Genomic DNA, 23,727 nt, shown 5'->3' with positions numbered 1-23,727 from the left:
TTCAGTACGCCTCCGTACGTGAACCGATTCGCCTGGCGCTGCGTGAGGCAGTAGGCCGGGTCAATGTCGTTTACATGGCTGCAAATCCTCTTTCCGGAGTGATGTTGGGAAGTTGTTGCACCGTTTTTGATGACGCGAGTATTGCGGGGCGTACCCGTCGCACGGGTGGAGCAGGTGGGCGGTTATAGGCCGCAGTTTCGTCCGCATCGGCAGATGCCCTGCGCCGGTGACCAAGCCGGGCGTGAATAGCGAGCAAGGCATCTCCCGATGCGGCCTGGTTAGCGTTGAAGCGTCCAGGTGATCGGGAAGGTTTCCAACCGTCTGACGGGGACTCTGATTGTTTACATTGCCGTAGGCCCGTGAAGCGGCAATTCCGGTGAGGCTGACGCCATCCCGCTGCCCACTCGCTGAATGGGCAGACGGATGAGTCAGGGCTTTTTGATTAGCGGCCAGATCAGCAACAAGATCAGCACCGCGAGAAACCCGTCAGCGCACATGCTGATGATTCGGGACACCGAGTCGATCAACACTACGCCAACGAGCAGGGTCATAATGAGGAGCGCCCGCAAGCGGCTCCCCATCTGTTTGACCCAGGCCATCAGTCTTCGAAGTCTTTCAGGTTCAGCCCCAGCCACTTGGCCGCTTGCTCCAGCGCCTTGCGCTCGGCGTCGTCGATGCCGCCTTCATCTGCGATGGTCAGCATGATATTCATCACCGTCTTCGCTTCTTCCGGTGAGTGCTTCAGATCGCTCAGTTCTTTCTCAGAGTTTTGGCGCAGGATGCGGCGGCCACCATCTTTGAAGTCCGCTTCTGCACGGTCGATCGTGTCGCTCAGTTCGGCCCCGAAGCCCTTTGAGCAGCGGGTTGTTTGCGATCAGCTTCTCGGTCTTCTTCAGTTCTGCTTCAGCCAGGTCGCCGTCAGCCGCGGCGATGAAGATCGCGCCATATACCACGGCTTGCATCAGGTCGCGGTTCACGTTTTTCGACATTGCCGCGGTTGCCTCAGCTGATGCCTTTTTAAACTTCTTTCCGAAAATTCCTAACATGGTGGTGCCTCAGGTTGGGGGATTTCCCAATGCAGCCTGTCGCCAAGCTGCATCAGTGAAATTTTTCCGTTCTGCTTAAAGAGCTTTGGTCCAGTCGATCCCTGGTAGGGGCTGGGAGATCACTTCGCTGATCTCTGGCTATCTGGCGGCTTCACCAGTCGTGTGGTGGGCCGGTTGGCCCGTCGCCGTGTTGTCGCTGGCGATGGACAAAATATAGGGCAGCCTTTATTAAGAGTCAACAGGCATGCCTTTATTATTTCTCGATGCAAAAAAAAGCCCGCGCATGGCGGGCAAAGAGGGATTCGAATTTCATTCTTCTTTCGGTACGGTCCAGAAGACCTGAACGTGACCGTCGTCACGGTGAGCGATGCTCACATTGTCATTCTCGGCAATCTCGTCGAGCAGCTGATCCCAGTCCTCAGGCCTGTCCGTAGGTAATCGCTCCAGTAGCGCAGCCTTGGCCTTTTGCGCTTTGGGAGAATTGATGATCGCCTGGACGCGCATGCCGAGCATGCCGTAAGTGGTCTGAGCTGCTGGGGGAATCGAGTTTGCCTTTGCCATGTGTACCTCCGTCTACTGTATGTACATACAGTATTTCAGCGTCGGAAATTTCGCAATACGGACGGAGTACAAATGTGCTCTTCTGAGTCGCAGCCACAAAAAAGCCCACGCTTGGCGGGCTCATATAGAGTTGTTACTCATCGTCTGACGTAATGCTGCGTTAACAATACAAAGGATTGTACCGCCGCTAACATCCCGGAGTGTGGCGGAAGCCTGTCAGGCTGCAGGCGGTGCTATGACAAGCCTTGCCTCTAGTGCGTCTAACAGATCAAAGGACGTGATATAGCTAACGTTGAAATCCCTACAAATGTTAGGAATCTTGATCTTCTTGCTATTCTCCGGTGCCAGCACTTCGTGCGTAACGATAGTCTTTCCAGTCGTGGCGGCTTTAGCAATAAGCCATGGATCAGCGCCACCTAGAAATCGAATTTTCTCAGGGTCATTTGGGAGAGCCATCTCCATTACATGCTGTGCAATTTTCCCAAAAAATTCTTGGGTCGCTTTATCGTCAATCGCGTCGAATTGGGCCGGTCGCTTCTTAACCCAGTCCGAGAGCTCATCCCCATATTCGGCAAGCTCCTTGTACACCATCGAGATGCTCGAGAGGTGCCCCGACTGAAAAGAGGTATCAAGCCAGTCCCAAAAGCCTGGGCAAAAATTCATGCGGTAGTGGGCGTTCTTAGCTTGTATATAAGAGTTTGCATCTAGCAGGTAGCTCAAAATCCAAGTTCCTTCTTAGAATAATCGGAAATTTTGTGCGGCTTAATCCCGATCAACCTGGAAGCATCTCTGAACAGCATGCGGCCGCTCAATGCTTCGCTTGCTACAGCTTTAGCGAGAGACTTGCTCACTCGTCCCGTCTGCAGTCGAGAATACGGTGGTGCCCCATCTTTGCTACGCGCCTTGTGGGCCGCTATCTTTCCTCCGATGAAGCTTCGGTATTCCTCTTGGCTAATGAATCCGAAGGTAAGCGCTCTTCTTGCTATTACCCACTCACTTACATGAAAGGTCCGAGTGAAATAAGGCAGATTCTCCGTCCAGACTTCAAAATCTCTCCACAGCGACCTAAACTCTCGCTCGGGAGTGAGAAGCTCTGCAGCCACGGCGTTGCAAAATATCTCTTCACGGTTGTGTGTCTGCGGCTCTGCGTCGGATACGCCCGACTTTCCTATCCATATATGTGCAAGTTCATGGATGAGAGTAAATAGCCTAGCCTCTGGACAGTCCGCCGTATTGATGAATATAACAGGGGCGAGAGCGTCGCTCATCGCGAACCCTCGGAACTCTTCGACAGATAGTGGTCTGCTAGTGTTATTATTGACGATACTATTTCGCATCACCAAAATTCCGAGGTTTTCTATTCCCTGCACCAACTTAGAGAAGTAGTCATCGAAGTTGCCTCGCTTGGGCATATCCTCGATACGCAGATTTTTCCTAATACTGGCGACAACAGCAGGTACTCCGGAGCTGACATTAAACAAGCCGACAACTTCGTTACGCTCGTAGCCTTGCGATAAGAGCCAGCTGCGATACCAATCTTGGCGCTCCATTGCCCAGCGGATCGTGTCCCGAAGGGCAAGACTGTAGCTTGGCTCGCGTCCATTTACGGTTCTGAGGTCCGGTAAAGGAAGCTCCTCCACCGGCGGTTTGGCCAGATACAGATAGCCAAAGGGAATATGGGTGTGATGGGCGTAGTTCATCGCCTGATTGAAGGATGGCCGCTTCACGCCATCCTCCCAAGCGAGCACGTTGTCTTCGGCTGTGCCTATGCTTTTTGCAAGAGTACCGGCGCTTATTCGCGCTCGAGAGCGGGCCCACCTCAGGATTTCAGGATTGATCAGCGCTTCCATGTGCGAACCCCTTCGTTAGACATGATGGAACCTTGCATCAGGTGAACTGTACCGCTAAGAGACGGCGCGTAGTAGTCATTCGTCACGCTAGCCTATGCACTCGGCGACATCAAATTCTGCCTAAAACCTTGCTCGGGCCCAGAATGGCTCCCACATAGTGGATCGTCTGTATCTGCGTCCACGGAATCGTAACTCGCTCATAAGCTGAGTTGATCGACATCAGGCTCACGCCCTCGTCGTTCTGAAACAGCAGCTCCTTGACCATGCTTTGCTCATCAACTGTCGTGACCATCACGTATTCGCCTGGCACGAGCCTGTGGTTTGGCTCGCACACAGCCACCCAGCCGCTGCGGATCGCTGGTGCCATCGAGTCGCCGCGGAGCAGTAGGGCGTAAGCATCGGTGTCGCGGGACCAGGTCTCAACCCAGCCTCCAGCGTCCTCAAGGCCAACCCAATGGCCGTCCGGGCCCATCTGTGCAGTGCCCATGATGTCGATCCTTCGAGCGGCTGTGGTGATAGGCGGGCCGAGCTCAACGTTGGATTGGTCGCCGGAGAGCATCGACCCGATGCCTTCGGACAACCATACGGGATTGACTCCAAGGATGGTGGCAAGCTTCACGAGGTATCCGCTCGTCCTGGTCAACCCTCGCTCAATCTCCGAGATTGAGGCCTGTTTTATCCCGGCTCGCTCTGCCAGCTCTGACTGAGTCAGATTTGCGTGTTTCCGGGCCTGCTTTAAACGATCTTTAAGTTCCATGCCCGCGACAATAAAGGCCAACCTTTCACCTTGCAAAAAGGTGTTCCTTTCCTCTAGCATACAGGCATCCCTTTATTTGGGCGGTGAGTCATGAAAAATCCATTTGAAAAGCTTGTTGAGCATTTTGGTTCGCAGAACGCGACAGCCGCCGCTCTGGGCGTGAAGCAAGGAACAGTCAGCGGCTGGGTTCGCGGCGTTCACGGGATGGCGGCCGAAGTGGCAATGCGCGCCGAGATCGTGACGAATGGCGAGATTAAAGCGCGTGACCTCAGACCCTCTATCCCAGGTCATGCCGCGTAGGACATCGCTACTGGGAAACATTTTGCAACGCGTGATGGCACGCAGCCACATAAACAAATTTGAGGTTTTAGGAATGCAGGAATTTCTGAAGGCATGCCACGCGGTTGTTCATGACGCCGACACCAAGAATCTCGCAACCCTCATGGGGATGCCCTCGATCAGCTTGCTCCAGCGTGCGAACTCTGAATACGACAACGCTTGGTTCAACGTAAAGCACCTTTACGGCCTGATGCTGCACACCGAGGACATGCGCCCGCTTGAAGCCTTGGCCGGCGAATTCGGCTACGTCATCACGAAAACCGTTGCTCCGGCCGCCATCGATGTTCATCAGGCGCTCGGACGAGTCGCTTTGGAGTTCGCCGAGTTGACCGTCGAGACGCATAACGCCATGAGCGATGGTCGGGTGGATCAAGTCGAGCGCGCTCGAATCATGAAAGAGATCGCGCACGTCAAGGCAGCAATTGCCCAGTACGAGGCTTCGGTGAAGGTCGTCGCCTGAATCGCAGGCAATAAAAAAGCCGGTGGCTAGACCGGCTTCTTCAACAACACTTGTGAGGTCCGATTATGCACACCACGACCACCCAGAGCAAGAGCCCGCCTGATTCGTCAGTTTTCACCGCTCAACCAGACCTGTCGCGTCAGGTGATGTCGTCTCGCGAGATCGCTGAACTGACAGGCAAGCGTCACGACAACGTCAAGCGCACCATCGACACATTGGTGGGCGACCGAGTAATCAGTTCTCCTCAGATTGAGGAATACCCCGCCAGCGTCGGCCGTCCAGGGAAACACTACCTGATCGGCAAGCGCGACAGCTTCGTTGTCGTCGCACAGCTCAGCCCCGAATTCACCGCCCGCCTGGTGGACCGCTGGCAGGAACTGGAAGAGCAGGCCGCCCCGCGCATTCCCGCGAACTACGCCGAAGCGCTCCAACTGGCTGCTGACCAAGCCCGCGAAAACAGTCGGCTCCTCGGGGTGATTGAGTTGCAGGCTCCGAAGGTTGCCGCCATTCGCCGCCTTGCTGCTGCCGAAGGCGCGATCTGCATCACCGACGCGGCCAAACAGTTGGGCGTACCGCCGTCGAAGCTATTTGACTGGCTGCAGGCCAACCGCTGGATTTACCGCCGTGGTGGTTCCACTCGCTGGATCGCCATGGAGCCGCGTATTCGCTCCGGTTTCCTGAAACACAAGGTGACTGCGCTCAAACCCGACACCGAAACCGGCGTAGAGCGCGCTGCGTTTCAACCCCTCGTAACCCCGAAAGGATTGGCCGTGCTGGCCGAAAAGAACATTGGAGCTGCGCAGTGAGCGTTCAAGCAATGTCATGGGCTCTCGCACTGCCGAAGGCCTCCCTCGAAAACCCTGCTGCCCGTCACGTTCTGCTTTGCCTGGCCAACTACGCCGGTAGCGACGGCCGTGGCGCTTTTCCGTCTGCGCTGACCCTGTCTGAAGACACAGGACTGTCCGAGCGTACCGTCCGCCTGAAACTCGATGAGTTGGAGAAGGCTGGGTTCATCACCGAAGGCAATCAGGCAATCGCCGCGGCCTATATCGACCGTCGCGACCGCCGCCCGGTGGTGTATGACCTCCAGCTTAATCGGGGTGCAAATGCTGCACCCCGTAAGGAGCGGGGTGCAGATAACCGCACGGGGTGCAGCTCACAGCAGAACGGGGTGCAGGGAAACGCAGAACGGGGTGCAGCAGCTGCACCCAATACACCACTTAACCATCAGGAAACCGAAGAGCAGCAGCTGCAGCGCGATTTAGCCGTAGATATTACCCAGCAAGACAGCGCCGCCGTCGATTGTCCAGGGCCAGCCCAGCGGTTCGCGATGTTCGCCGACTGGCTACCCCCGGCTGGCGCTCTGTTCGCCCAGCTCAAGATCATGGGCATTCCTGATTCGGCACAGTGGGACCCTGGCTACGTCACCTCGTTTGTAGCCTTCCACGTTGCCAAACCCGATGTGCGAGACACCAGCGGCGGCTGGTGCCACCGCCTTGCCAAGTGGGTCAAGCGTGAGCGCGTGAAGGCATCCGGGCAGGGCAAAGCGCCTGACTTCAACGACACCAGCTGGGGCGACGACTTGGGAGGTCTGTGATGAAATCCGTTTCCAACATGCTGCAGCAAATGCCAAACGTACCGACCGCTGCCGTGGTGCCGCTCAAGGCTGACGCCGGGACTGTACAAGTCATCAATGCGCTATTCCGCGAGCTGATGGCGATCTTTCCAGCGTGGAAACAGGCATGGCCTGACGACGATGCCCTGAAGGCTGCAAAAGCATCATGGACGAAGGCGTTCATGGCTGAGGGCATTCAACGGATTGAGCAGGTCCGCTTCGGGATCGAGCAGTGCCGGAAGATGACGAAGCCGTTCGCTCCCAGCTCTGGGGAGTTCGTCGCGATGTGCCAACCAACGCCGGAAATGCTCGGCATTCCTCCCTTGGCGAAGGCATTCCGCGAAGCCTGCCGCAATGCCCACCCGTCAATGGCGGGGCAGGGTAAGTGGTCGCATCCGGCCGTCTGGCATACCGCGAAAGAGTGCGGCTTCGAGCCCCTGAACCGACTGGAAACATCTCTCGCTTTGAAGCTGTTCGAGCGCAACTACGTGATCACGATCCGGCGCATGGTTGAGGGCTTGCCGCTTCAATCGATGCCGCTGGCCCTGCCGGCCAAGGCCGAAGCGCGGCGCACCCCCGATGTCGGCAATGACGCAATCTCGAAGATCCGCGCAATGCGTGCCGGTGGTCCTCATGCGTAACCCGATGCTTGCCCCGCCGGTGACCAGCAATTATCAGTTCGCCGTGTACAGCGGCGCCTACAAGGTGGACCTCACTGCCGAGCCGGAGCAGCCGCAGGCGCTCTTTGCTGATCGAGGCATCGCCATCAATTACGCCGGCGCCAAGTGGCCCAGCACCTTCGAAGTTGTTGATCTTTGGGAGAGCTACCCATGAAGACTCTTTTCGCGCTGATCGGCGTAGCCCGCTCCGCCTGCTCATTGATGCAGTGCGCCTATTCGCACCAGGTGATGCCGGCGGAATACCAGTTCGGGGGTGGCCTGTGAGGAAGCAGACCAAGCTTACCAAGGCTGCGCGCGGGCGCGACTGCCAGATCCGCGTTCCGGGCGTGTGCAACGGTAACCCAGAAACGACGGTGCTGGCTCACTTCCGCCTGGCGGGCACGCGCAGCGGCATGGGTATTAAGCCAAACGACCTGCAGGCAGCCTGGGCATGTTCCGCTTGCCGTGACGCCGTCGACGCGCGAAGCAAGACAGAGTTCAGCCACGACGAACTTCGCCGCATGCACCTCGAAGGCATCATCCGAACGCTCGACATCCTCGTGACGGAAGGGAAGGTGGCCGCGTGATGCCGCTCAAGCTTAAGCCATTCAAAGCGAAGAACCCTCGCAAGCCACGTATCGATCGTGAAGGGCTGGAGCAAGCCGCGCTGATCATGGTGTTGAAACTCCGCCACCCCGAAGCCGCGAAGCTGATTTACCACGTTCCGAACGGCGGCCACCGGCACGTCAAGGTTGCGATGGACCTGAAGAAGCAAGGTGTCCGCGCCGGTGTGCCTGACCTGGTGTTGCCGATGGCGCGCGGCGGGTACTTCGGTCTGTACATCGAGTTCAAGGCCGAGCCGCCATACGACGCCGATGTTTCCCCCGAGCAGGATGCCTACCTGCACCTGCTGATCGAGCAGGGATATCTGGCGATCGTGTGTCGCGGGCAGGTCGACGCGCTCGAGGCGATTCGGTCCTACCTTCTTCAGCCGCCAACGAGGGCCGCCGCATGAGTCAAACACTACTTACCTCGTTTTCCGACGCCGAGATCCGCCGGCAGTCTGCAAACTCAACAGTGCGCGACATGCGTGACGCTCGCTACCCTGGCGTGTATTTCCGCTTTCATAAAAACCGTGATCGCGGAACGTGGCACCTGGTGCGCGGGAGCCAGTGGGAAAAAGTTGGGGGCTTTCCCGAGCTGTCGGTAAAGGGCCTTATCAACGCCTTGCCTAAGATCCGCGAGCGCTTGGCCGCCGATCCCAAGGCGTCGGCCGCTGCCGGTACCTTACAAACGGTTGGTCAGTTGCTCGACTGGTTTATGACCCGCCAATCGACTGAGCGAAGCCTGTCAGCCAAGCGCCGAGCTACTAACACCTCAATCATCACCTGCCACTTGAAGCCGCGCCTGTCTGACCTGCTGATCGATGACGTGGACCGGTCCGCCCTGGACAAGCTGGTGATGTGGCCTATGCAGGCCGAAATGTCGCTGTCTTACGTACGCCTTATGTGGGGCGTGCTGGTTGTCGCGTTCCGTCAGGCAGAGAAACTCCGACTGATCGCAAAGAACCCAACTGCCGGTTTCAAGTTCACCGACTTCACCAAAGCCCGCATCCTGCCGAAGCCATCCCGACTGCGCGCCGTCCAGTTGGAAGGAGTCATTGCCGAACTGGCCGACGACTTCGACCGGAATCCGCAAGACGCAATGCTCGCCTTAATGATGCTGTGCCACGGCACGCGGGCAGGTGAGACGCGTCAGGCCCGCTGGGTGCATTTCACCCTGGGCGAGCAGGGTGAGTGGTTCATTCCTGCTGAGAACACAAAAACTCGCTGCGAGCACTGCCTGCCACTGACCCGCCAGGTATGCGCGCTGTTGGATCGGTATCGGGACTGGCAATCGTCGAGGGGCTACAAGGGTGCCTACATGTTCCCGGCCAAGAGCCGTGGCCCGATCAGCGACAGCCAGGCATGCGCAGTGTTCGCCCGTCTGGGCAAGGGCGAGTGGACCAGTCATGACCTGCGTAAGGTGGCCCGTACGGGCTGGACAGACCTCGGGGTCGACTTCCTCATCGGCGAGATGCTGGTGAACCACACGATGACCCGGAACGTGCAGACCTACATCCATACCTCGGCGGAGCTGCTGAAAAGTGAGGCGCTGGGCAAGTGGCATGATTGGCTAGACGGGAAAGGCTTCAGTCTGATTCACCGCTCGACCATGACTAGAAACGAAAATTCGCAGAATGCCGTCGATGCCATAAGTGGCGCGGCCCCTAGCCAAATCACGATTCCATAAAAGGCGAGGTTTCAGAATGAGCATTTCGTTCGACGGCGCCATGGCCTTGGCCTACGCATTCCAGGTGCCGGGCATCAACACAGCAACGCCTGCGCCTCGCCGTGAGTTCGATCGTTCGAAGGTATTCATGGTGATGAAGCAGAACTTCGACGAGTTCACTCGCCTTACTGTCGTCATGGACGGCGGCCACCGGTTCGAGATCGACAGCAACAAGGTGCCTTTCAACATCCATCTGGCAGCCGACTGGCTGGTAGGTGAGGCATGAAGAAGAGCCATGGCCCTGCCTTCCGGAAGGAACTCAAGCCGCTCATGGAATGCGCCGCCTGCCGTGGCACTGGCGTCATCAGGGGTGTGTTTCACCAGCTCGACTGCACCCGTTGCCATGGTTCTGGCTGGGTCTGCCAGGCGACTGGCGAAGCGCTGCCGCTTGAGGAACTGGTGCCACAGCTGAACATGAAGCTGCGCAACATGGCGGCCGATCTGAACAGGGCGCGGCACGGGCAGGGTGATGCACAGTTGCAGTACGAACAAAACAACCGCCGCGGCGCCGGCGGATCGAACTTCACAGGGGATTGACCATGAATACTCGCAAGCCGCTGCATCGCCCACTGGGGGACACTGAGTATCTGCTCGAACAGTGGGGGTGGTGGCGGATGGATGGAATAGCTGTACCTGGATATGTTTCGCCATCACTACAACTGATTCGTCATGAGATCCCACAGCCGTCCCAAACAAAGAGCTACTGCATCACGGATGACTGCGCTCTAGCAGTTGACGGGGCAGTGGCCAGACTGAGCGTGCGAGATCAACAGATGGGAGATATTGCGTGGCTGTATTTTGGAGCGAAATGGCCGATGATTCGAGTCGGAAAATATTATGGGTTAAGTGAAGGTAAGACGAGAGAGCTAGCCAGGGCAGCGGCCGCTTGGATTGACTGTGCTTTATCAACTCAGCCGGAATTTGCATAAAGTCTTCGGGACATTGTCAGAAGGTATAGGATATGGCTTGGAAATATAAAGCCATATCCTTTCTGCAGGTCAGTGTTAGTTGCATGCATCTCGGAGAGACTGCGGAACTATTCGTTCAATACGTTTCTTTCTGATCCCAACCGCTCTCTTGTGCTGCTGATCTAGAATCGAAATTACGCTCTTAAGCCACTCCTTCTCATCTTTAAGAAATGTCTGGAGTTCTCCACCAGAATATCTCTGCTCTAGCCCGCGGCTGATGTGGAGCCAGTTGGGAGGAGGGGAGCCCATCCACTCCTGAACGAAGTCACTGGGATCTATGGCCGCAAGTACATCTGTCCGGGCGTAGGTATTCTCCCCACTAAATGTATAGCTGATTTTCCGCGCGAACAGTGCACCGTCGGTCCCAAGGAGGCTAAGTAGCTCCTTTGCAATACTGGGGTAAAGTTTTTTTGACGCTTTTGCGCCGCAAATTTTCAAATGTTCGAGAACGTTTCTGAAGTTAGATCTATAGCTTTCTTCGACCCAAAAAGCATACCCTTGATACCCAGTTAAAAAGCTTTTCTTATAAGTTGTATCACTGATATCTGGTGGGAGTAGGTCTTGCGCGAGGACGTCATCCAGATACTTTTTGCAGTCCATCTCGGTCTGGTCGAAGTCAGTAGGAATCAAACTCATATCAGAAAGAAGAAACCGCAAGGCCAATAGATGAATCATCTCACCTACGCTGGCGAATTTTCTATTGTGGAATTGATCTATCAGTTGGTCTGCTGCCGCCCTGGACTCTTGCTCGGTAATCTCGTCGAATTTCATAAACACTAGCCACGGAGGAAGGTCACTTACCTTCGTAAAGTGGAGGCTCTCGTTTAAAGATTCACGTATTTCTGAAGGTAGGTAAACACCCTTGATCAAAAGGTTTATGAGAACAGCATCTTTTAATATCTGATTTCCGAGGTCTATCTTATCGTAACGACTGTTGGCGGTGAATATACTGGGAATTTCTAAGTGCTGATCTGTCCTAGCGCGCCCCATCTGGAATCGAATTATCGTCCCGCTACGATCCACTAAATCTATTTCTCTCAGCCTTCCGGACCTAACCTCAAGGCTAAGAGCGCAGAAGAGGAGGCATAGATCCTTCATTGCTTCGACATTTGCTTTATGAGTGTCTGAAAGAGTTTTAAATAGTCGTCCGAGGTCTTCGAGAGTATGTTTGAGTATTCTCAGTGAGAAAGTTTGGGATTGTTCAAAAGTTTCTAGAATATCAAGTTTTATTGATTGCAGGATTTCTCTGGTTTCTTGAGTATCTAGCCGGTCTGCGAAGTCGTCGAAAGCTTCAGCTATCTGGGGCTTGATCTGGATGGTCTGTCCAAACACTTTCTCTTTCGTCTCCTGCAACTGAGACGATATTTTTTCGTCGTGCGCGATAACCAATACCCGGCACTCATGATGTTCTATGTACTTATTGAACACACCTAATAGGTCTTTGATAGGGACGCTGCTTCTTTCAAGGTCATCAAATACCAAGATTCTGTCGGCTTTTACTTGGTCTCGCAGAAATGCGTGTGCAATCCCAGAGACAACCCCCCCTAGGTTCAACGTTGCGATAGAAAGCTCTATCTCCGTGCCTTCAGTTTTCTTGACAGCCTCTCTAGTCATCGATTTTATAGGGTACATTTTCGCGTAAACTGCCGAGTAAACCTCCTCAGTAGTCTGCGTCCCGAACAGGCTTATATAGTAGATTTCTTCTTTGGATAGTATGCTTTTTATCTGATGTGTTTTGCCCGCACCCCATGCGCCCGTGATGAGTACCCCATAGCAGGGGTTTTTCAGCGATTTATAATATTCCAAATAACTCTGGAGGTGCGATGGCATTTGCTCTGACGGTGATCGTTGTTCTGTTTCTTTGTTCATCTTGAGAGGCTTCGCAATTTTGTTTTTTGGGTGAGCCTTTAGCTGTGCTGTATGTAAGGCTCTCTTAATAGCGTCAGAATGTTTTGATTCGCTCCAGGCAGCTGAAGCTTATTCTATTCGAGCCTCAAAAAAAATCTTTTCCGCGCGGAATAAGTCTGTTTTCATTGCAGCGTGGATTGCTGTGAAAGCAGCGCGACGCATCGTGTCTCCATCGGCAAAATGCAGTTCACTCAGATTGTTGAGCCCCGGCTACAACCGGGGGCTTTTCCTTTTCAGCCCCGCCACCCCCATCGCTCCAACCTGGGACTGCTGCGGGGCTGATTCATTCCCGCTCCCAGAAGGGAGGTCAGTCGGACGTCACCATGTTTGATAAAGATCCTGGCATTTGGGTGCAGGCGTGGGACTGGCTTCGACTGAAACTCAGTGACCCGCTGTGGCAAGGAGCGGTTATGGCCGCAACCATTTCACTATTACGCGTGCTCTACGAAGGCAAAGAGGCCAACAAATGGCGCGTGATACTGGAGGCATTGATCTGCGGGGCACTGAGCCTTTCGGCCAGCAGCGTGATTGAGTGGATGGCCTGGCCTTCCAGCCTGTCCGTCGCCGCCGGTGGTGCGATCGGTTTCATTGGGGTGACCGCGATCCGCGAACTGATTATTCGGTTCCTTGGCCGCAAGGCGGATTCACTATGAAAGCAATCGCCACTGCACTGATCATCGCCCTGGTTGCGCTACTGCTTGTTGGTATCCAGCAGTACCGCGTTATCGCCCTTCGTGGTGAGGTCGCTATCGAGACCAAGGCAAAGACCGACGCGCTTGCCGCCAATGTCGAAAGTCAGGCGACGATCACCACCCTGCGTGCCGAGGCTGCAAGAAACGTTGCCTACCAGGCTGACCTCAATAACCGGCTCAAAGCCAGCGAACAGAAAGCCCTGAAGGCGAGGAAAGACTTTGAAGACCTCAAGCGCAAAAGCCCGGCTGTTCGCAAGTGGGCTGATCAGCCTTTGCCTGACGGCCTGCGCGGCAAACCAGCCAGCAACGGTAAAGACGACAACGGTAAGGCTCGAACCCCCTGAGCTGGTCCCGTGCGAGCGCATCAGCGACAGCGATGATGACCTGGCACTGAACGGTGACCTTTGGGCGATGAAAGATCGGGCTATCAACCTGCTCGATACATGCGCCGATCAGGTCGACGCGCAGATCCAGCGCAGCAAGAGCAAGTAGGCCGGACGGAGATTAGCTATTCCGGCGCATCCATTCATCTGCAACTTCACCCATGGTCAGGTTTTCATTGCCCTTGATCCATGCCATGAACGGCCGATCGAATTTGAATCCGTTCCCGCATTGCGAGATCAGGAACCGGCGGACGTTTTGAGTATTGCGGTAGTGCCCGTCAAGCGGGGTGCTGCGGGTGAGAGCGACCGAGTGCCAATCCAATGCCATAACGATTTCCTTAATGATGCCAACCATTCGACGTAGCGATGAGCATAGCAAGTCGCATCACGTTTTCAGCGGCTCCTGTTCGTGGCGCGAGAACATAGTGAGTATCAGACATGCCAAGAAAACCCAAAGAAATGTTGCCTCCGCCAGCCCCAGTCACGCCACCCGCTTTAGATGTGAACGCTGAGGTCGGTCATCTCGACCGAGCCATCACCACCGCGCTCGATGCAGCGAAGGCTGGCGGCCTACCCAACGGCTATATCGTCGCAGTGCTCCACGCTCACGCGCTGAAGCAGACACAGCTGTTACTCGGTTAACTGAGGTCTTCATGCCCCTACGACCTCAAAAGCCCTGTAACGCCCAAGGGTGCAACACGCTGACCCGCAATATGCGGTACTGCGATGAGCATGCCCACCTTGCCAAGCCTTGGTCGACTCGTAACGGTTCCGGTCGTGGTGGCAGGCCGTGGCGAAGGCTGCGAGACCAGGTGCTGAAGCGGGACCATTACATCTGCAAGTGCGAAGACTGTCGGGCGCTGGACCGAGTTCGACCGGCACATGAGGTGGACCACATCATTCCGCTTGCGCAAGGTGGGACCGACATACCGTCGAACCTCCGCGCGATCAACCACGATTGCCATGAAGCGAAGACCAAACGAGAGGCGCGCTTCGGCTCCGGCGGAAAACCGTCGTAACCGGAAAGCTGACAACCTCACGTCCGCGACTCGACGAAAATATGGCACGTTGCGCACCGAAATATGGTGCTATAGGTGTTGGCTATGGTAGGGGGAGGGTCAAAAGTTAGGGGCTATTTATACGGACACCGTCCCCCGAACCTGATTTTCACACCCGCGAAATTAAAAGTTTAGGAGTTGCGCGATGGGAGGCACCGCCACGGTCGCCGGCCGTGGTCGCAAACCCAAGCCGACGGCCAAAAAAGCATTGGCCGGAAACCCCGGCAAACGGGCGTTGAATACGGCTGAACCGAAATTCTCTGAGGTAACCAAGGACATCGATCCGCCGGAGTGGCTGAGTGATCGCGCCGCCACGATGTGGAAAATGTTGGTGCCTGAATTGTTGCGGGAGCACGTCATCGCGCTTACCGATCTGCACAACGTCGAGGCGTTTTGCACGGCCTACGACAAGTGGCGCATGGCTGAAGAATCGGTGCAAGAGTTCGGCATCGTGGTCTCATCGTCCCAAGGCAGTCCGATGAAGAATCCAGCGCTGACCGCAGCCAATGAATCGATGCGGCAGATGGTGACGTTCGGCTCCATGCTCGGATTGGATCCCGCGAGTCGCTCACGCATCATCGGAGGTAACAAAGAGAAAGCCACGAACGAATTTGCCCAACTACTGAGCTCATAAATGACTAAAGCCCTGCACCCCAACGTCGACAGGGCGATGGCGTGGGGTAGGTCTGTGCTCAGGGGGAAGGTGCCCGCCTGCCGCTACATTCACCAGGCCATACAGCGGCACTTCGACGACCTTGCTGCCAGCCGCAAACGCGGATATCGGTTCAAGTTCGATCCGGCGAAGGCTGAGAAAAAGCTGAAGCTGATTCAGCTCCTTCCTCACACCAAAGGCGAATGGGCATTCAAGCGTCAGCTCATCACGCTTGAGCCGTGGCAGCTATTTGGGATGGCCGTCACCTTCGGCTGGGTGAAGAAGAAGGGCGGGCACCGTCGGTTCCGCGAAAGCTACTGGGAGGTGCCGCGCAAGAACGGCAAGTCGGTGATTGCGGCTGGCGTCGGCATCAGCATGTTCGTTGCCGATGGTGAATTTGGCGCTGAGGTCTATGCCGGCGCAACCACCGAGAAGCAGGCGTGGGAGGTGTTCCGCCCGGCCAAACTGATGGTGAGCAAGTCGCCCATGCTGATTCAGGCGGCGGGCATCGAGGTTAACGCCTCGAACATGAACATACCATCGGACTTCAGCCGGTTCGAGCCACTGATTGGTGACCCTGGCGATGGTGCTTCACCTAGTTGCGCGATAGTCGACGAGTACCATGAACATCGTACCTCTGCGCAGTACGACACCATGCTGACTGGCATGGGTGCAAGACGACAACCGCTGATGTTCATCATCACAACGTCAGGCGCGGATATCGAGGGCCCTTGCTACGACAAGCGCCGCCAGGTCATCGAAATGCTCGAAGGCACGGTTCCCGATGACGAGTTGTTCGGATGGATCTGGACCCTGGATGAAGGGGACGACTGGACCGATCCAAAGATGTTGGCCAAGGCCAACCCAAATCATGGCGTCTCGGTGTTCCAGGAGTACTTGGAGAGCCAGCAGGCCAGGGCGATTCGATCTGCGCGCTTCACCAACACTTTCAAGACCAAGCATCTGAACCTGTGGGTGAGTGCGAAGTCCGGCTTCTTCAACATGGAAAGCTGGAAATCCTGCGAAGACACCTCGCTGACCTTGGACCAGTTCGCGGGGCAAGAGTGGATCGCGGGCTTCGACCTGGCGCGCAAGCTCGATATGAACTCACGCGCTCGTTTGTTTTGGCGAGTCATTGATGCGCGGATTCACTACTACAGCGTCGGCCCAAAGTTTTGGGTCCCCGAGGACACTGCTTTCAACAGTGACAACAAGCGGATGAGCGAGCGGTTCCAAGCCTGGATCAACTCCCAGCATCTTGATGTCACCGAAGGTGCCGAAGTCGATTATCGAGAAATCCTCGAAGACACCAAAGAAGCCAATCACCACGCGCCGCTCCGGGAATCACCAATCGACCCATTCGGCGCGACGGGTTTGAGCCATGAACTCGACGATGAGGGGTTCAGTCCGATCACGATCACCCAGAACTACACCAACATGTCTGACCCGATGAAAGAGCTCGAAGCAGCGATAGAGTCGGGACGTTTCCATCATGACGGGAATCCGATCATGACCTGGTGCGTGGCAAATGTGATCGGCAAGAACCTACCGGGCAACAACGACGTCGTCCGGCCAATCAAACAGGGCGACGACAACAAGATAGATGGCGCAGTGGCGCTGATTATGGCGATCGGTCGAGTGCTCATTGATGCAGCACAAAACACGACCGACTCATTCATGGACTCAATTCGGAATCCGATCATCGCATGAGCTTGCCACTGGCTTTTTTTATCCTCACTGCATTGGGCGGGTTCGGCCTGCTTGTCGGTGGCGTGTTTACGCTGCTCGGCACCGGCTGGGCATTGATCGCTGCCGCGGCATCGCTGTTCATGATTTCCGGCTTCATCAAGAAAGGACTGGCAGGTGAATAAATCTCTTTCGCTGGTTCTCGGTAGGGCTGCAGCCAAGCCGATGAAGTCGCTCGGCGACTGGACCGGAAAGGCCATACGCCTGAGCGACGGAGGTTTCTGGGGATCTTGGCTTGGTGGACAGTCGAGCTCCGGCAAAGCGGTAAACGTCGACAACGTGATGCGACTGTCCACTGTCTGGGCCTGCGTGCGCATTATTTCGACTTCGGTTGCCGGGTTGCCGCTGGGAATTTATCGGCGTAAGGGCGATGGCGATCGTGAAGATGCGCGTGATTTTTCGTTGTATGACGTCATCCACAACAGCCCCAATGAGGACATGACTGCGTTTCAGTTCTGGCAGGCCGTCGTTGCTTCGATGTTGCTTTGGGGCAACGCGTACTGCGAGATTCACCGCTCCGGCACCCGCGTCATCGCGCTGGACTTCCTGATGCCTTCCCGCGTCGATCTTGAGGTCGACGACGATGGGCGTCTTGAATATTGGTACCGCCCGAAGAAAGGCGCCCGCAGGCAGATTGCTCGTGTGGATATGCTGCACATTCCGGCGTTTAGCATAGATGGTCGAGTAGGTATGTCGGCAATCCGCTTCGGTGCAGACGTGTTCGGCTCGGCGATGTCTGCCGATGATGCGGCGAACGGCACCTTCAAGAACGGATTGCTGCCCACGGTTGCTTTCAGCGTTGATCGCATCCTCAAGCCCGATCAGCGCGACGAGTTCCGCGAATACGTAAAAACCGTCTCCGGCGCCATGAACGCAGGTAAATCCCCGGTACTTGAGCAGGGCGTGAAAGCTGAAACGATCGGGATCAATCCAGTGGATGCGCAGTTGCTGGAGTCGCGGGGCCATAGCATCGAGGAAATTTGCCGGTGGTTCGGCGTTCCCCCTTGGATGGTGGGTAAGACCGACGCGGGCAGCAATTGGGGAACCGGGCTTGAGCAGCAGATGATTGCTTTCCTGACCTTCTGCATCAGCTCTGTCACCAGTCAGATCCAGCAATGCGTCAACAAGAAGCTGTTGAGTCCTGTTGATCGGCGCACGTATTACTCAGAGTTCTCTTTGGAAGCTTTCCTGAAGGCCGACAGCACCGGGCGCGCGGAGTGGTATAGCAAAATGACGCAGAACGGGATCATGACCCGTGACGAATGCCGCGTTAAGGAAAATCTCCCGCGCCACGGCGGCAATGCTTCGGTCCTCACCGTGCAAACCAACCTGGCGCCAATTGATCAACTCGGCCAGTCATCTGATGGGCAGGCCGCTCAAGCAGCCCTCAAAAACTGGCTTGGCCAGACGCAGGAGTAACCATGCCTCTGAATGTGAAAGCGCGCAGTTTCAACTGTGAGCTGAGCCCGCGTGCGCTCGATCTTTGGAACCCTGACCTGCGCGCGGCGCTGGAGGCAGGGACCAACACCATCACCATGTATGGGGTGATCGGCGAGGACTGGTATGGCGAGGGTGTGACTCTGAAGCGCGTCGACGCTGCATTACGGGCCATCGGCGATAATCCGCTCACTGTCTATATCAACTCCCCGGGTGGAGACATGTTCGAAGGCATCGCGATTTACAACCGCCTGCTGGAGCATTCCCAGGAGGTGACGGTCAAGATTCTCGGTCTTGCCGCTTCGGCAGCTTCCGTCATTGCGATGGCGGGCGCTAAACGTGAGGTTGCCAAGACAGCATTCTTGATGATCCACAACTGCTGGACCTACTTTGCCGGTAACCGTCATGCGATTCGCGAACTGGCGGACACGATGGAAGAGTTCGACCGCGCCATGATCAGCCTGTACGCAGACACCAGCGGCCTGGACGAAGCGGCAGTGGAAAAGATGCTTGACGCCGAGACCTACATGAATGGATCGAACGCCGTCGAGAAGGGCTTCGCTACCGGCCTGATCTCTGCTGAGGAGATTGAGCAAGCTCCAAGCGAGGACGGAGCTCAGGCGCATTCCGCTCGCAGGCTAGACGCTGCGCTGGCCAAATCCGGCATGCCCCGTAGCGAGCGCCGTAAGCTGATTTCTGAAATCAAGACCAGCACGCATAAAGCTGCTGGCGGCGACACGCTTCGCGCTGTCGTGCCGGGCATGCCTAGCGCTGCCCTTGATGTATCCGCGTTTGAAGAAACCGCAAACCAGGCGTCGGCACTCCGGGGACTTATCCCTAGCTGCTAAACGGCTGACAACGCCACTGATCATCGACCGCCTAATGGCGGTTTTTTCATTTCTGAAAGGACAAAACCATGCCTCAAGATCTTTCTGCAATCGAAGCCTCGCAGAAGCAAACCCAAGCCGATCTGAAAGCCGTCGGCGATCAGATCAAAACCTACGCCGAGCGCACCGAGAAGGAAATCAAGGCCTCGGGCGAAATGCAGGCTGAAACCCGCACTAAGGTGGATGAACTTCTGAACAAGCAGGGCGAGTTACAGGCTCGTATGCTTGAAGCGGAGCAAAAGCTGCTCAACGCAAACTCTGGTCGTGATCGTGGTGAGCGGCAGCAATCTGCGGGTGAGCTGGTAGTGGCAAGCGAGCAGATGCAGGACGTAAATGCCTCGTTTCGTGGCTCCCGCCGGGTCTCCGTGCCGCGCGCCGCCATTACGTCCGTACCGGCCTCCGGTGGTTCTCTGGTTGCGCCTGATCGCCGGCAGGAAATCATCATGCCGCCTGAACGCCGCCTGACGATTCGGGACCTGATCGCACCAGGTACGACCACCAGCAACTCGTACGAGTACGTTCGCGAGACCGGTTTTACCAACAACGCCAAGTCGGTAGCGGAGAACACGGCCAAGCCGTATTCCGAACTCACTTTCGAACTGGTGAATGCGCCTGTCCGCACACTGGCGCACCTGTTCAAAGCGAGTCGTCAGATCCTCGACGATGCCGCTGCGTTGCAGAGCTACATCGATGCCCGTGCACGCTACGGTCTGCTGACTGTTGAAGAGGTCCAGCTGCTGTACGGAAACGGCACCGGTGCCAACCTGCAAGGGCTGATGACACTGGCCGAAGCCTACGCCGCCCCGGCAGGTATCGTCGTTGCTGGCGAGCAGCGTATTGACCGTATCCGCTTGGCACTCCTGCAAGCGGAACTGTCCGAGTTCCCAGCCGACGGCATCGTTCTGAACCCGATTGACTGGGCGGCCATCGAGCTGACCAAAGACGGCGAAGGTCGCTACATCGTGGGTCAGCCGCAGGAGGGTACCGCCGCTCGTTTGTGGAATCGACCGGTCGTTTCGACTCAGGCCATGCAGCAGGACGACTTCCTCACCGGCGCTTTCCGCCTGGGCGCGCAGATCCTTGATCGTATGGAGATCGAAATCCTGATCTCGACCGAGAACGCCGACGACTTTGAGAAGAACATGGTCACCATCCGCGCGGAAGAGCGTCTAGCGTTCGCCGTGTATCGCCCAGAAGCATTCGTCACCGGCTCGCTGACCGAAGCGGCTGGCGGCTAACCCAACCACCAAGGCGCCCGAGTGGCGCCTTTTGGAGAACTTGTTTATGGCTACTGATACCGAAGAAAAGAAAGCAGCCGCCCGTCGCGCTGTTGCCAAGCCCGAGGACGAGCCGATGAGTCGGTCCGGAGGGGAGCAGGCGGTCACGACAGTCGAAGTCTTTCCGCTGCGCTCGTACCAGGACGATGGCGAGATCAAGCGCCGAGGTGGGCCCGGCTACAGCGTTCCCAAACGTCATGCCGACCAGCTGATCCTTGCCGGCCTGGCTACGGACAAAAATCCAAAGGCCTGACATGAACGCCATTCCTACTGATCAAGGCATGCAGCACCTGCGCGCTGATGATGATGACCGCGATTATGTGGAGTTGCTCCTTTCCGCCGCCGAGGATAGCGCCGCGCAGTTCATGAATCGCCGGTTCTATGCGGACCCTGATTTATTGGGCGAAGCCGTATTGGATGGAACGGCCGGCGTTGATCCGATCGTGATCAACCCCTCAGTCCGAGCAGCCTGCTTGCTCATCTTGGGCAGCCTTTACTCGAACCGGGAGGATGTGGTGGTTGGTGCTGGCTCAACCGAACTGCCACTCGGGTCTCGGTCGCTGCTTACACCGTATCGAATCGGGATGGGTGTCTGATGAGGGCCGGGGGGCTACGGCATCATCTCATGCGCCAGGCTGTTACCCGGTCGCCAAACGGTTCCGGCGGTTTCGCTGAAGGCTGGGAAGATGTCGGAAAGCTATGGGCTGAAATCACCCTACCAACCGGGCGTACGGCTCCCGTTGCCGAGTCGATTTCAGCCGTCATCACCGCTGAGATCAGAATCAGGACAAAGCGAGATGTTCTGGCGGGGCAGCGGCTTGTCGGTAAAGCGGTGACCTATCTCATCGAAGCCGTTCTGCCAGATAACGATCTGAGCATGACGCGGCTTCTCTGTTCAAATGTTCCGAACCCATAGGGGTATCAGATGAAAGTAATTGCCAAAGCAAATCTTTCTGGCGCTGTCGGCGATCGTGTGCCTGGCGAGGAGTTCACGGTTGACGCTAAGACTGCCGACGACCTGGTTGGGCGCGGGCTGGTTGAAAAAGTAGAGCAGCCGAAGGAAACGAAGCCCGAGAAAACTCAAGAGAAGGGCTGATCATGGCGCGGCGATCCCTCCTCTCCGGCGATTTCAAGTTGCGAAAAACGCTTCGCGCCATTCATCAAACCATGGACAACCATCTCAAACCTGCCATGGAACAGGCTGGACAGCGAGTGTTGGCCACGATGAAAGAACTGGTACCGCGCGATACTGGTGAGGCTGCTGCGGCACTTTCGGTTTTTGTCTCTCGAAGTGGTTTAAACGCCGAGATCGGACTGCGCGGGAAAAAGAATTACCGGCGCTTTTTCTACCTTCGGTTTCTGGAGTACGGAACGAAGGGATACATCGGCGGCAAGCGGGCGGGAAACCGCAATCAGCGAGACACTGTTAAAACAGACGGCTCTCATTGGTTCGGCAAGCACCCGGACATTCCCGCACGCCCGGCCCATCCATGGTTGCGGCCTGCCTATCAGGTAAACCGGGAGGTGGTCTTGGCTGACATCAGAGCCGCCGTGAATGAAACGTTGAGGAGGGCCACCAGCGATGCCTGATCCTTCGGTGGCCCTGCAGCAGGCGCTATACGAGCGCTTGACTGCTGAAGTTTCCGCTCCCGTCTACGACGGGGCGCCCATGGATTCGCCAATGCCGTACGTTTCGATTGATCGCGAAATCGCCACCAACGAGCGGCCCATTGCAGGCCGCAAGCGTGAGTCACGGCTGATTTACCTGAGCGTTTGGTCGGATGCCCATGGCCAGGCTGAGGCCAAGCTCATTGTGGGGCAGGTCGTCGATGCTCTGGATGAGCGACCGATGGCACTCGCCATCGGTCGAGCCGTATCTGTCCGCGTTATCCAAGCAGGAACACAGAGAGAGCCAGATGGGGTGACTTATCAAGGTTCTGTGACCGTTCGCGTGATCACCACTCACTAACCCAGCCGATTTTGGCTTATCCAATGCGCCTTTGGAGGACTACCCATGGCCGATGACAATCTGAACACAGCCGCCGGCTGCCGAATCTCGATTGGTGGCAAGACTGCTGCAACAACTGAGACCGAGTTCAAAGCTGACACCTATGTCGAGATCGGCGAGATCGAAGACCTTGGTGAGTTTGGCGACACGTTCAGCTCCGTTACGTTTACCTCCCTGCGTGACGGTCGCGTTCGCAAGTACAAGGGCACGGCCGATGCCGGCGACATGACTTTGGCTGTAGGCCTGGACAATGGTGACGCTGGCCAAAACGCGGTGAAGACTGCGCACAAAGATCGAAGCAAGGGTGACTACAACTTCAAAATCACTCTGAACGATGGCGATCCAGCGGCAACCCCGGCGATTCTTCCTACCACCTACTACTACCGTGGGAAGGTCATGAACAATACTGTGGCAGCAGGTGCGGCCGACAACGTGGTGCGTCGCAACATCACCATCGGCATCAACTCGGATGTGCTGGAGATAGCAGCCGGTCCAGCCGCGTGAGGTGATGCATGAGCAAAACTCTTCATGGACACATTGACGTCGTCGTTGGCGACGTCACCTACGAGCTTCGCCCAACGCTGGCGGCCGTTCGGGCGATTGAGTCGCGCCTGAACGGCCTGCGCGGTGCGTCCGCCGCGCTGCATGCGGTGAGTGTCGACGCCGCCGCGATTGTCATCGCAGCTGGCGCGAATCTCGCCGTTGATAAGACGGAAGGGCTTCCTGAGGCCGTCTGGCAACACGGCGTAGCTGAGCTCACACCGCGACTGATTGAATTCCTCGGCGCCTTGTACAACCCGCGCGGCGGTAAGCTGGGAAAGTAGCTGCCGAGGGCATCAGCGCCGTAGAGGAAGGGAGCTACGTTGATCGGTTGTACTCGGTGGCCACCGGCTGGCTCGGCTGGACTCCTGATGTTGCTTGGCATACGCCTCTCCCTGAGTTGTTCATCGCGATGGACGCGAAGATTGAATGGGCGCGTATGACTAGCCCCTTTGCTAGTGCTTCCACACAACCCCCACCGCCGCAGAAGCCTGTCGACGTGGCGCAAAAGCTGCGCGCCGCACTCACAGGTCGGCGCAACGGCTGATATTTT

At 56.5% G+C, this 23,727-nt stretch carries 37 protein-coding genes; 30 read left to right on the top strand and 7 right to left on the bottom strand.

Translation table 11 applies throughout. The features are described 5' to 3' along the window. Positions 1–761: 761 nt before the first annotated feature. The 5 genes from BWR59_RS32865 to BWR59_RS17155 all read right to left on the bottom strand — a co-directional run bounded on the left by BWR59_RS32865 (position 762) and on the right by BWR59_RS17155 (position 4,214). On the bottom strand, positions 762–1,046 hold the full coding sequence (locus BWR59_RS32865; protein ID WP_230982035.1) for a hypothetical protein: 285 nt from the start codon (positions 1,044–1,046) through the stop codon (positions 762–764). 309 nt (positions 1,047–1,355) lie between these two features. Continuing rightward, positions 1,356–1,607: a DUF1654 domain-containing protein gene (locus tag BWR59_RS17170; RefSeq protein WP_081566838.1), complete on the bottom strand. Its 252-nt coding sequence runs from the start codon at positions 1,605–1,607 to the stop codon at positions 1,356–1,358. Between the two features lie 216 nt (positions 1,608–1,823). After that, the gene (locus BWR59_RS17165) at positions 1,824–2,327 is read right to left on the bottom strand and encodes a DUF4411 family protein (protein WP_081566837.1); all 504 of its coding nucleotides are present in this window, start codon (positions 2,325–2,327) and stop codon (positions 1,824–1,826) included. Then, positions 2,324–3,457, bottom strand: coding sequence for an ImmA/IrrE family metallo-endopeptidase (locus BWR59_RS17160; protein ID WP_081566836.1), 1,134 nt, complete (start codon positions 3,455–3,457; stop codon positions 2,324–2,326). Before BWR59_RS17160 ends, BWR59_RS17165 begins: the two co-directional genes overlap by 4 nt. A gap of 109 nt (positions 3,458–3,566) precedes the next feature. Next, positions 3,567–4,214, bottom strand: a complete 648-nt coding sequence (locus BWR59_RS17155; RefSeq protein ID WP_081567169.1) for a S24 family peptidase — start codon at positions 4,212–4,214, stop codon at positions 3,567–3,569. Between the two features lie 90 nt (positions 4,215–4,304). Between BWR59_RS17155 and BWR59_RS17150 the strand changes: the two genes are divergently transcribed. The 12 genes from BWR59_RS17150 to BWR59_RS17095 all read left to right on the top strand — a co-directional run bounded on the left by BWR59_RS17150 (position 4,305) and on the right by BWR59_RS17095 (position 10,547). Then, positions 4,305–4,514 (top strand): Cro/CI family transcriptional regulator, encoded by a 210-nt coding sequence (locus BWR59_RS17150; protein ID WP_081566835.1) that lies wholly within the window; start codon positions 4,305–4,307, stop codon positions 4,512–4,514. 73 nt (positions 4,515–4,587) lie between these two features. Then, positions 4,588–5,013, top strand: a complete 426-nt coding sequence (locus BWR59_RS17145; protein ID WP_081566834.1) for a phage regulatory CII family protein — start codon at positions 4,588–4,590, stop codon at positions 5,011–5,013. 146 nt (positions 5,014–5,159) lie between these two features. Further along, entirely contained in the window at positions 5,160–5,819 is a 660-nt protein-coding gene (locus tag BWR59_RS17140; RefSeq protein ID WP_081567168.1) for a phage antirepressor KilAC domain-containing protein, read from the top strand. Further along, positions 5,816–6,610: a helix-turn-helix domain-containing protein gene (locus BWR59_RS17135; RefSeq protein WP_343286993.1), complete on the top strand. Its 795-nt coding sequence runs from the start codon at positions 5,816–5,818 to the stop codon at positions 6,608–6,610. The genes BWR59_RS17140 and BWR59_RS17135 overlap by 4 nt, the downstream gene beginning before the upstream one ends. Positions 6,611–6,639: 29 nt before the next feature. Then, positions 6,640–7,269, top strand: a complete 630-nt coding sequence (locus BWR59_RS17130; protein WP_230982048.1) for a replication protein P — start codon at positions 6,640–6,642, stop codon at positions 7,267–7,269. Beyond that, positions 7,262–7,462, top strand: a complete 201-nt coding sequence (locus BWR59_RS17125; RefSeq protein ID WP_081566831.1) for a hypothetical protein — start codon at positions 7,262–7,264, stop codon at positions 7,460–7,462. Before BWR59_RS17130 ends, BWR59_RS17125 begins: the two co-directional genes overlap by 8 nt. 106 nt (positions 7,463–7,568) lie before the next feature. Then, positions 7,569–7,874, top strand: a complete 306-nt coding sequence (locus BWR59_RS17120) for a DUF1364 domain-containing protein (protein ID WP_081566830.1) — start codon at positions 7,569–7,571, stop codon at positions 7,872–7,874. Beyond that, positions 7,874–8,302 (top strand): VRR-NUC domain-containing protein, encoded by a 429-nt coding sequence (locus BWR59_RS17115; protein ID WP_081566829.1) that lies wholly within the window; start codon positions 7,874–7,876, stop codon positions 8,300–8,302. Before BWR59_RS17120 ends, BWR59_RS17115 begins: the two co-directional genes overlap by 1 nt. After that, positions 8,299–9,579 (top strand): tyrosine-type recombinase/integrase, encoded by a 1,281-nt coding sequence (locus BWR59_RS17110; protein WP_081566828.1) that lies wholly within the window; start codon positions 8,299–8,301, stop codon positions 9,577–9,579. Before BWR59_RS17115 ends, BWR59_RS17110 begins: the two co-directional genes overlap by 4 nt. Positions 9,580–9,595: 16 nt before the next feature. Then, entirely contained in the window at positions 9,596–9,844 is a 249-nt protein-coding gene (locus BWR59_RS17105) for a hypothetical protein (RefSeq protein WP_081566827.1), read from the top strand. Continuing rightward, positions 9,841–10,155, top strand: coding sequence for a hypothetical protein (locus tag BWR59_RS17100; protein ID WP_081566826.1), 315 nt, complete (start codon positions 9,841–9,843; stop codon positions 10,153–10,155). Before BWR59_RS17105 ends, BWR59_RS17100 begins: the two co-directional genes overlap by 4 nt. A 2-nt stretch (positions 10,156–10,157) precedes the next feature. Next, complete coding sequence (locus BWR59_RS17095) at positions 10,158–10,547, top strand: antiterminator Q family protein (RefSeq protein ID WP_081566825.1); 390 nt, start codon at positions 10,158–10,160, stop codon at positions 10,545–10,547. Positions 10,548–10,622: 75 nt separating this feature from the next. Here BWR59_RS17095 and BWR59_RS17090 read toward each other — a convergent pair whose 3' ends face one another. Next, positions 10,623–12,455 (bottom strand): P-loop NTPase fold protein, encoded by a 1,833-nt coding sequence (locus BWR59_RS17090; RefSeq protein ID WP_143490854.1) that lies wholly within the window; start codon positions 12,453–12,455, stop codon positions 10,623–10,625. A 362-nt stretch (positions 12,456–12,817) separates the two neighbouring features. On the opposite strand from BWR59_RS17090, the gene BWR59_RS17085 reads away from it, so the two are divergent. Genes BWR59_RS17085 through lysC form a run of 3 tightly spaced genes read left to right on the top strand, consistent with a single transcriptional unit; the run spans position 12,818 to position 13,678 of the window. Continuing rightward, on the top strand, positions 12,818–13,147 hold the full coding sequence (locus tag BWR59_RS17085; RefSeq protein WP_081566823.1) for a phage holin, lambda family: 330 nt from the start codon (positions 12,818–12,820) through the stop codon (positions 13,145–13,147). Then, complete coding sequence (locus tag BWR59_RS17080) at positions 13,144–13,530, top strand: hypothetical protein (protein ID WP_081566822.1); 387 nt, start codon at positions 13,144–13,146, stop codon at positions 13,528–13,530. Before BWR59_RS17085 ends, BWR59_RS17080 begins: the two co-directional genes overlap by 4 nt. Further along, the gene (gene lysC / locus BWR59_RS32635) at positions 13,433–13,678 is read left to right on the top strand and encodes an Rz1-like lysis system protein LysC (protein WP_230982047.1); all 246 of its coding nucleotides are present in this window, start codon (positions 13,433–13,435) and stop codon (positions 13,676–13,678) included. The genes BWR59_RS17080 and lysC overlap by 98 nt, the downstream gene beginning before the upstream one ends. Positions 13,679–13,690: 12 nt before the next feature. On the opposite strand, the gene BWR59_RS17075 is transcribed toward lysC, so the two are convergent. Beyond that, entirely contained in the window at positions 13,691–13,897 is a 207-nt protein-coding gene (locus BWR59_RS17075; RefSeq protein ID WP_081566821.1) for a DUF6434 domain-containing protein, read from the bottom strand. Positions 13,898–14,222: 325 nt separating this feature from the next. On the opposite strand from BWR59_RS17075, the gene BWR59_RS17065 reads away from it, so the two are divergent. The 15 genes from BWR59_RS17065 to BWR59_RS17005 all read left to right on the top strand — a co-directional run bounded on the left by BWR59_RS17065 (position 14,223) and on the right by BWR59_RS17005 (position 23,458). Next, the gene (locus BWR59_RS17065; protein WP_081566819.1) at positions 14,223–14,588 is read left to right on the top strand and encodes an HNH endonuclease; all 366 of its coding nucleotides are present in this window, start codon (positions 14,223–14,225) and stop codon (positions 14,586–14,588) included. 184 nt (positions 14,589–14,772) lie between these two features. Beyond that, positions 14,773–15,261 (top strand): phage terminase small subunit P27 family, encoded by a 489-nt coding sequence (locus BWR59_RS17060; protein ID WP_081566818.1) that lies wholly within the window; start codon positions 14,773–14,775, stop codon positions 15,259–15,261. Then, positions 15,262–16,989 carry a terminase TerL endonuclease subunit gene (locus tag BWR59_RS17055; RefSeq protein WP_081566817.1) on the top strand — a complete coding sequence of 576 codons (1,728 nt, stop codon included), beginning with the start codon at positions 15,262–15,264 and terminating at the stop codon, positions 16,987–16,989. Then, positions 16,986–17,150 (top strand): hypothetical protein, encoded by a 165-nt coding sequence (locus tag BWR59_RS32415; protein ID WP_168184497.1) that lies wholly within the window; start codon positions 16,986–16,988, stop codon positions 17,148–17,150. The genes BWR59_RS17055 and BWR59_RS32415 overlap by 4 nt, the downstream gene beginning before the upstream one ends. Next, on the top strand, positions 17,143–18,444 hold the full coding sequence (locus BWR59_RS17050) for a phage portal protein (RefSeq protein ID WP_081566816.1): 1,302 nt from the start codon (positions 17,143–17,145) through the stop codon (positions 18,442–18,444). Before BWR59_RS32415 ends, BWR59_RS17050 begins: the two co-directional genes overlap by 8 nt. Before the next feature lie 2 nt (positions 18,445–18,446). Next, positions 18,447–19,310 carry a head maturation protease, ClpP-related gene (locus BWR59_RS17045; RefSeq protein WP_081566815.1) on the top strand — a complete coding sequence of 288 codons (864 nt, stop codon included), beginning with the start codon at positions 18,447–18,449 and terminating at the stop codon, positions 19,308–19,310. A gap of 68 nt (positions 19,311–19,378) precedes the next feature. Next, positions 19,379–20,587: a phage major capsid protein gene (locus BWR59_RS17040; protein ID WP_081566814.1), complete on the top strand. Its 1,209-nt coding sequence runs from the start codon at positions 19,379–19,381 to the stop codon at positions 20,585–20,587. 46 nt (positions 20,588–20,633) lie between these two features. Next, the gene (locus BWR59_RS17035) at positions 20,634–20,879 is read left to right on the top strand and encodes a hypothetical protein (protein ID WP_081566813.1); all 246 of its coding nucleotides are present in this window, start codon (positions 20,634–20,636) and stop codon (positions 20,877–20,879) included. Between the two features lies 1 nt (position 20,880). Further along, entirely contained in the window at positions 20,881–21,222 is a 342-nt protein-coding gene (locus BWR59_RS17030) for a head-tail connector protein (RefSeq protein WP_081566812.1), read from the top strand. 29 nt (positions 21,223–21,251) lie between these two features. Beyond that, positions 21,252–21,542 (top strand): phage head closure protein, encoded by a 291-nt coding sequence (locus BWR59_RS17025; RefSeq protein ID WP_230982034.1) that lies wholly within the window; start codon positions 21,252–21,254, stop codon positions 21,540–21,542. A 9-nt stretch (positions 21,543–21,551) separates the two neighbouring features. Next, positions 21,552–21,722, top strand: a complete 171-nt coding sequence (locus BWR59_RS32410) for a hypothetical protein (RefSeq protein WP_168184496.1) — start codon at positions 21,552–21,554, stop codon at positions 21,720–21,722. 2 nt (positions 21,723–21,724) lie between these two features. Then, positions 21,725–22,216: an HK97-gp10 family putative phage morphogenesis protein gene (locus BWR59_RS17020; RefSeq protein ID WP_081566810.1), complete on the top strand. Its 492-nt coding sequence runs from the start codon at positions 21,725–21,727 to the stop codon at positions 22,214–22,216. Then, positions 22,209–22,595, top strand: a complete 387-nt coding sequence (locus BWR59_RS17015) for a DUF3168 domain-containing protein (RefSeq protein ID WP_081566809.1) — start codon at positions 22,209–22,211, stop codon at positions 22,593–22,595. The genes BWR59_RS17020 and BWR59_RS17015 overlap by 8 nt, the downstream gene beginning before the upstream one ends. A gap of 45 nt (positions 22,596–22,640) precedes the next feature. Further along, the gene (locus BWR59_RS17010) at positions 22,641–23,138 is read left to right on the top strand and encodes a hypothetical protein (RefSeq protein WP_081566808.1); all 498 of its coding nucleotides are present in this window, start codon (positions 22,641–22,643) and stop codon (positions 23,136–23,138) included. 8 nt (positions 23,139–23,146) lie between these two features. Continuing rightward, a complete protein-coding gene (locus BWR59_RS17005) occupies positions 23,147–23,458 on the top strand; it encodes a hypothetical protein (RefSeq protein ID WP_081566807.1) in 312 nt (103 codons plus the stop codon). Positions 23,459–23,727: the final 269 nt, after the last annotated feature.

This window comes from Pseudomonas sp. Bc-h (assembly GCF_002080045.1).
In the GTDB taxonomy this organism is placed as follows: domain Bacteria; phylum Pseudomonadota; class Gammaproteobacteria; order Pseudomonadales; family Pseudomonadaceae; genus Aquipseudomonas.
This window is presented reverse-complemented; position numbering and strand designations above follow the sequence as displayed.

Coding starts and splice junctions, on each gene's coding strand:
- BWR59_RS32865 (WP_230982035.1), bottom strand. CDS start 1,046: ATGTTAGGAATTTTCGGAAAGAAGTTTAAAAAGGCATCAGCTGAGGCA.
- BWR59_RS17170 (WP_081566838.1), bottom strand. CDS start 1,607: ATGGCAAAGGCAAACTCGATTCCCCCAGCAGCTCAGACCACTTACGGC.
- BWR59_RS17160 (WP_081566836.1), bottom strand. CDS start 3,457: ATGGAAGCGCTGATCAATCCTGAAATCCTGAGGTGGGCCCGCTCTCGA.
- BWR59_RS17155 (WP_081567169.1), bottom strand. CDS start 4,214: ATGGAACTTAAAGATCGTTTAAAGCAGGCCCGGAAACACGCAAATCTG.
- BWR59_RS17150 (WP_081566835.1), top strand. CDS start 4,305: ATGAAAAATCCATTTGAAAAGCTTGTTGAGCATTTTGGTTCGCAGAAC.
- BWR59_RS17145 (WP_081566834.1), top strand. CDS start 4,588: ATGCAGGAATTTCTGAAGGCATGCCACGCGGTTGTTCATGACGCCGAC.
- BWR59_RS17140 (WP_081567168.1), top strand. CDS start 5,160: ATGTCGTCTCGCGAGATCGCTGAACTGACAGGCAAGCGTCACGACAAC.
- BWR59_RS17130 (WP_230982048.1), top strand. CDS start 6,640: ATGCCAAACGTACCGACCGCTGCCGTGGTGCCGCTCAAGGCTGACGCC.
- BWR59_RS17125 (WP_081566831.1), top strand. CDS start 7,262: ATGCGTAACCCGATGCTTGCCCCGCCGGTGACCAGCAATTATCAGTTC.
- BWR59_RS17115 (WP_081566829.1), top strand. CDS start 7,874: ATGCCGCTCAAGCTTAAGCCATTCAAAGCGAAGAACCCTCGCAAGCCA.
- BWR59_RS17110 (WP_081566828.1), top strand. CDS start 8,299: ATGAGTCAAACACTACTTACCTCGTTTTCCGACGCCGAGATCCGCCGG.
- BWR59_RS17105 (WP_081566827.1), top strand. CDS start 9,596: ATGAGCATTTCGTTCGACGGCGCCATGGCCTTGGCCTACGCATTCCAG.
- BWR59_RS17100 (WP_081566826.1), top strand. CDS start 9,841: ATGAAGAAGAGCCATGGCCCTGCCTTCCGGAAGGAACTCAAGCCGCTC.
- BWR59_RS17095 (WP_081566825.1), top strand. CDS start 10,158: ATGAATACTCGCAAGCCGCTGCATCGCCCACTGGGGGACACTGAGTAT.
- BWR59_RS17090 (WP_143490854.1), bottom strand. CDS start 12,455: ATGAACAAAGAAACAGAACAACGATCACCGTCAGAGCAAATGCCATCG.
- BWR59_RS17085 (WP_081566823.1), top strand. CDS start 12,818: ATGTTTGATAAAGATCCTGGCATTTGGGTGCAGGCGTGGGACTGGCTT.
- BWR59_RS17080 (WP_081566822.1), top strand. CDS start 13,144: ATGAAAGCAATCGCCACTGCACTGATCATCGCCCTGGTTGCGCTACTG.
- BWR59_RS17075 (WP_081566821.1), bottom strand. CDS start 13,897: ATGGCATTGGATTGGCACTCGGTCGCTCTCACCCGCAGCACCCCGCTT.
- BWR59_RS17065 (WP_081566819.1), top strand. CDS start 14,223: ATGCCCCTACGACCTCAAAAGCCCTGTAACGCCCAAGGGTGCAACACG.
- BWR59_RS17060 (WP_081566818.1), top strand. CDS start 14,773: ATGGGAGGCACCGCCACGGTCGCCGGCCGTGGTCGCAAACCCAAGCCG.
- BWR59_RS17055 (WP_081566817.1), top strand. CDS start 15,262: ATGACTAAAGCCCTGCACCCCAACGTCGACAGGGCGATGGCGTGGGGT.
- BWR59_RS32415 (WP_168184497.1), top strand. CDS start 16,986: ATGAGCTTGCCACTGGCTTTTTTTATCCTCACTGCATTGGGCGGGTTC.
- BWR59_RS17045 (WP_081566815.1), top strand. CDS start 18,447: ATGCCTCTGAATGTGAAAGCGCGCAGTTTCAACTGTGAGCTGAGCCCG.
- BWR59_RS17040 (WP_081566814.1), top strand. CDS start 19,379: ATGCCTCAAGATCTTTCTGCAATCGAAGCCTCGCAGAAGCAAACCCAA.
- BWR59_RS17035 (WP_081566813.1), top strand. CDS start 20,634: ATGGCTACTGATACCGAAGAAAAGAAAGCAGCCGCCCGTCGCGCTGTT.
- BWR59_RS17030 (WP_081566812.1), top strand. CDS start 20,881: ATGAACGCCATTCCTACTGATCAAGGCATGCAGCACCTGCGCGCTGAT.
- BWR59_RS17025 (WP_230982034.1), top strand. CDS start 21,252: ATGCGCCAGGCTGTTACCCGGTCGCCAAACGGTTCCGGCGGTTTCGCT.
- BWR59_RS32410 (WP_168184496.1), top strand. CDS start 21,552: ATGAAAGTAATTGCCAAAGCAAATCTTTCTGGCGCTGTCGGCGATCGT.
- BWR59_RS17020 (WP_081566810.1), top strand. CDS start 21,725: ATGGCGCGGCGATCCCTCCTCTCCGGCGATTTCAAGTTGCGAAAAACG.
- BWR59_RS17015 (WP_081566809.1), top strand. CDS start 22,209: ATGCCTGATCCTTCGGTGGCCCTGCAGCAGGCGCTATACGAGCGCTTG.
- BWR59_RS17010 (WP_081566808.1), top strand. CDS start 22,641: ATGGCCGATGACAATCTGAACACAGCCGCCGGCTGCCGAATCTCGATT.
- BWR59_RS17005 (WP_081566807.1), top strand. CDS start 23,147: ATGAGCAAAACTCTTCATGGACACATTGACGTCGTCGTTGGCGACGTC.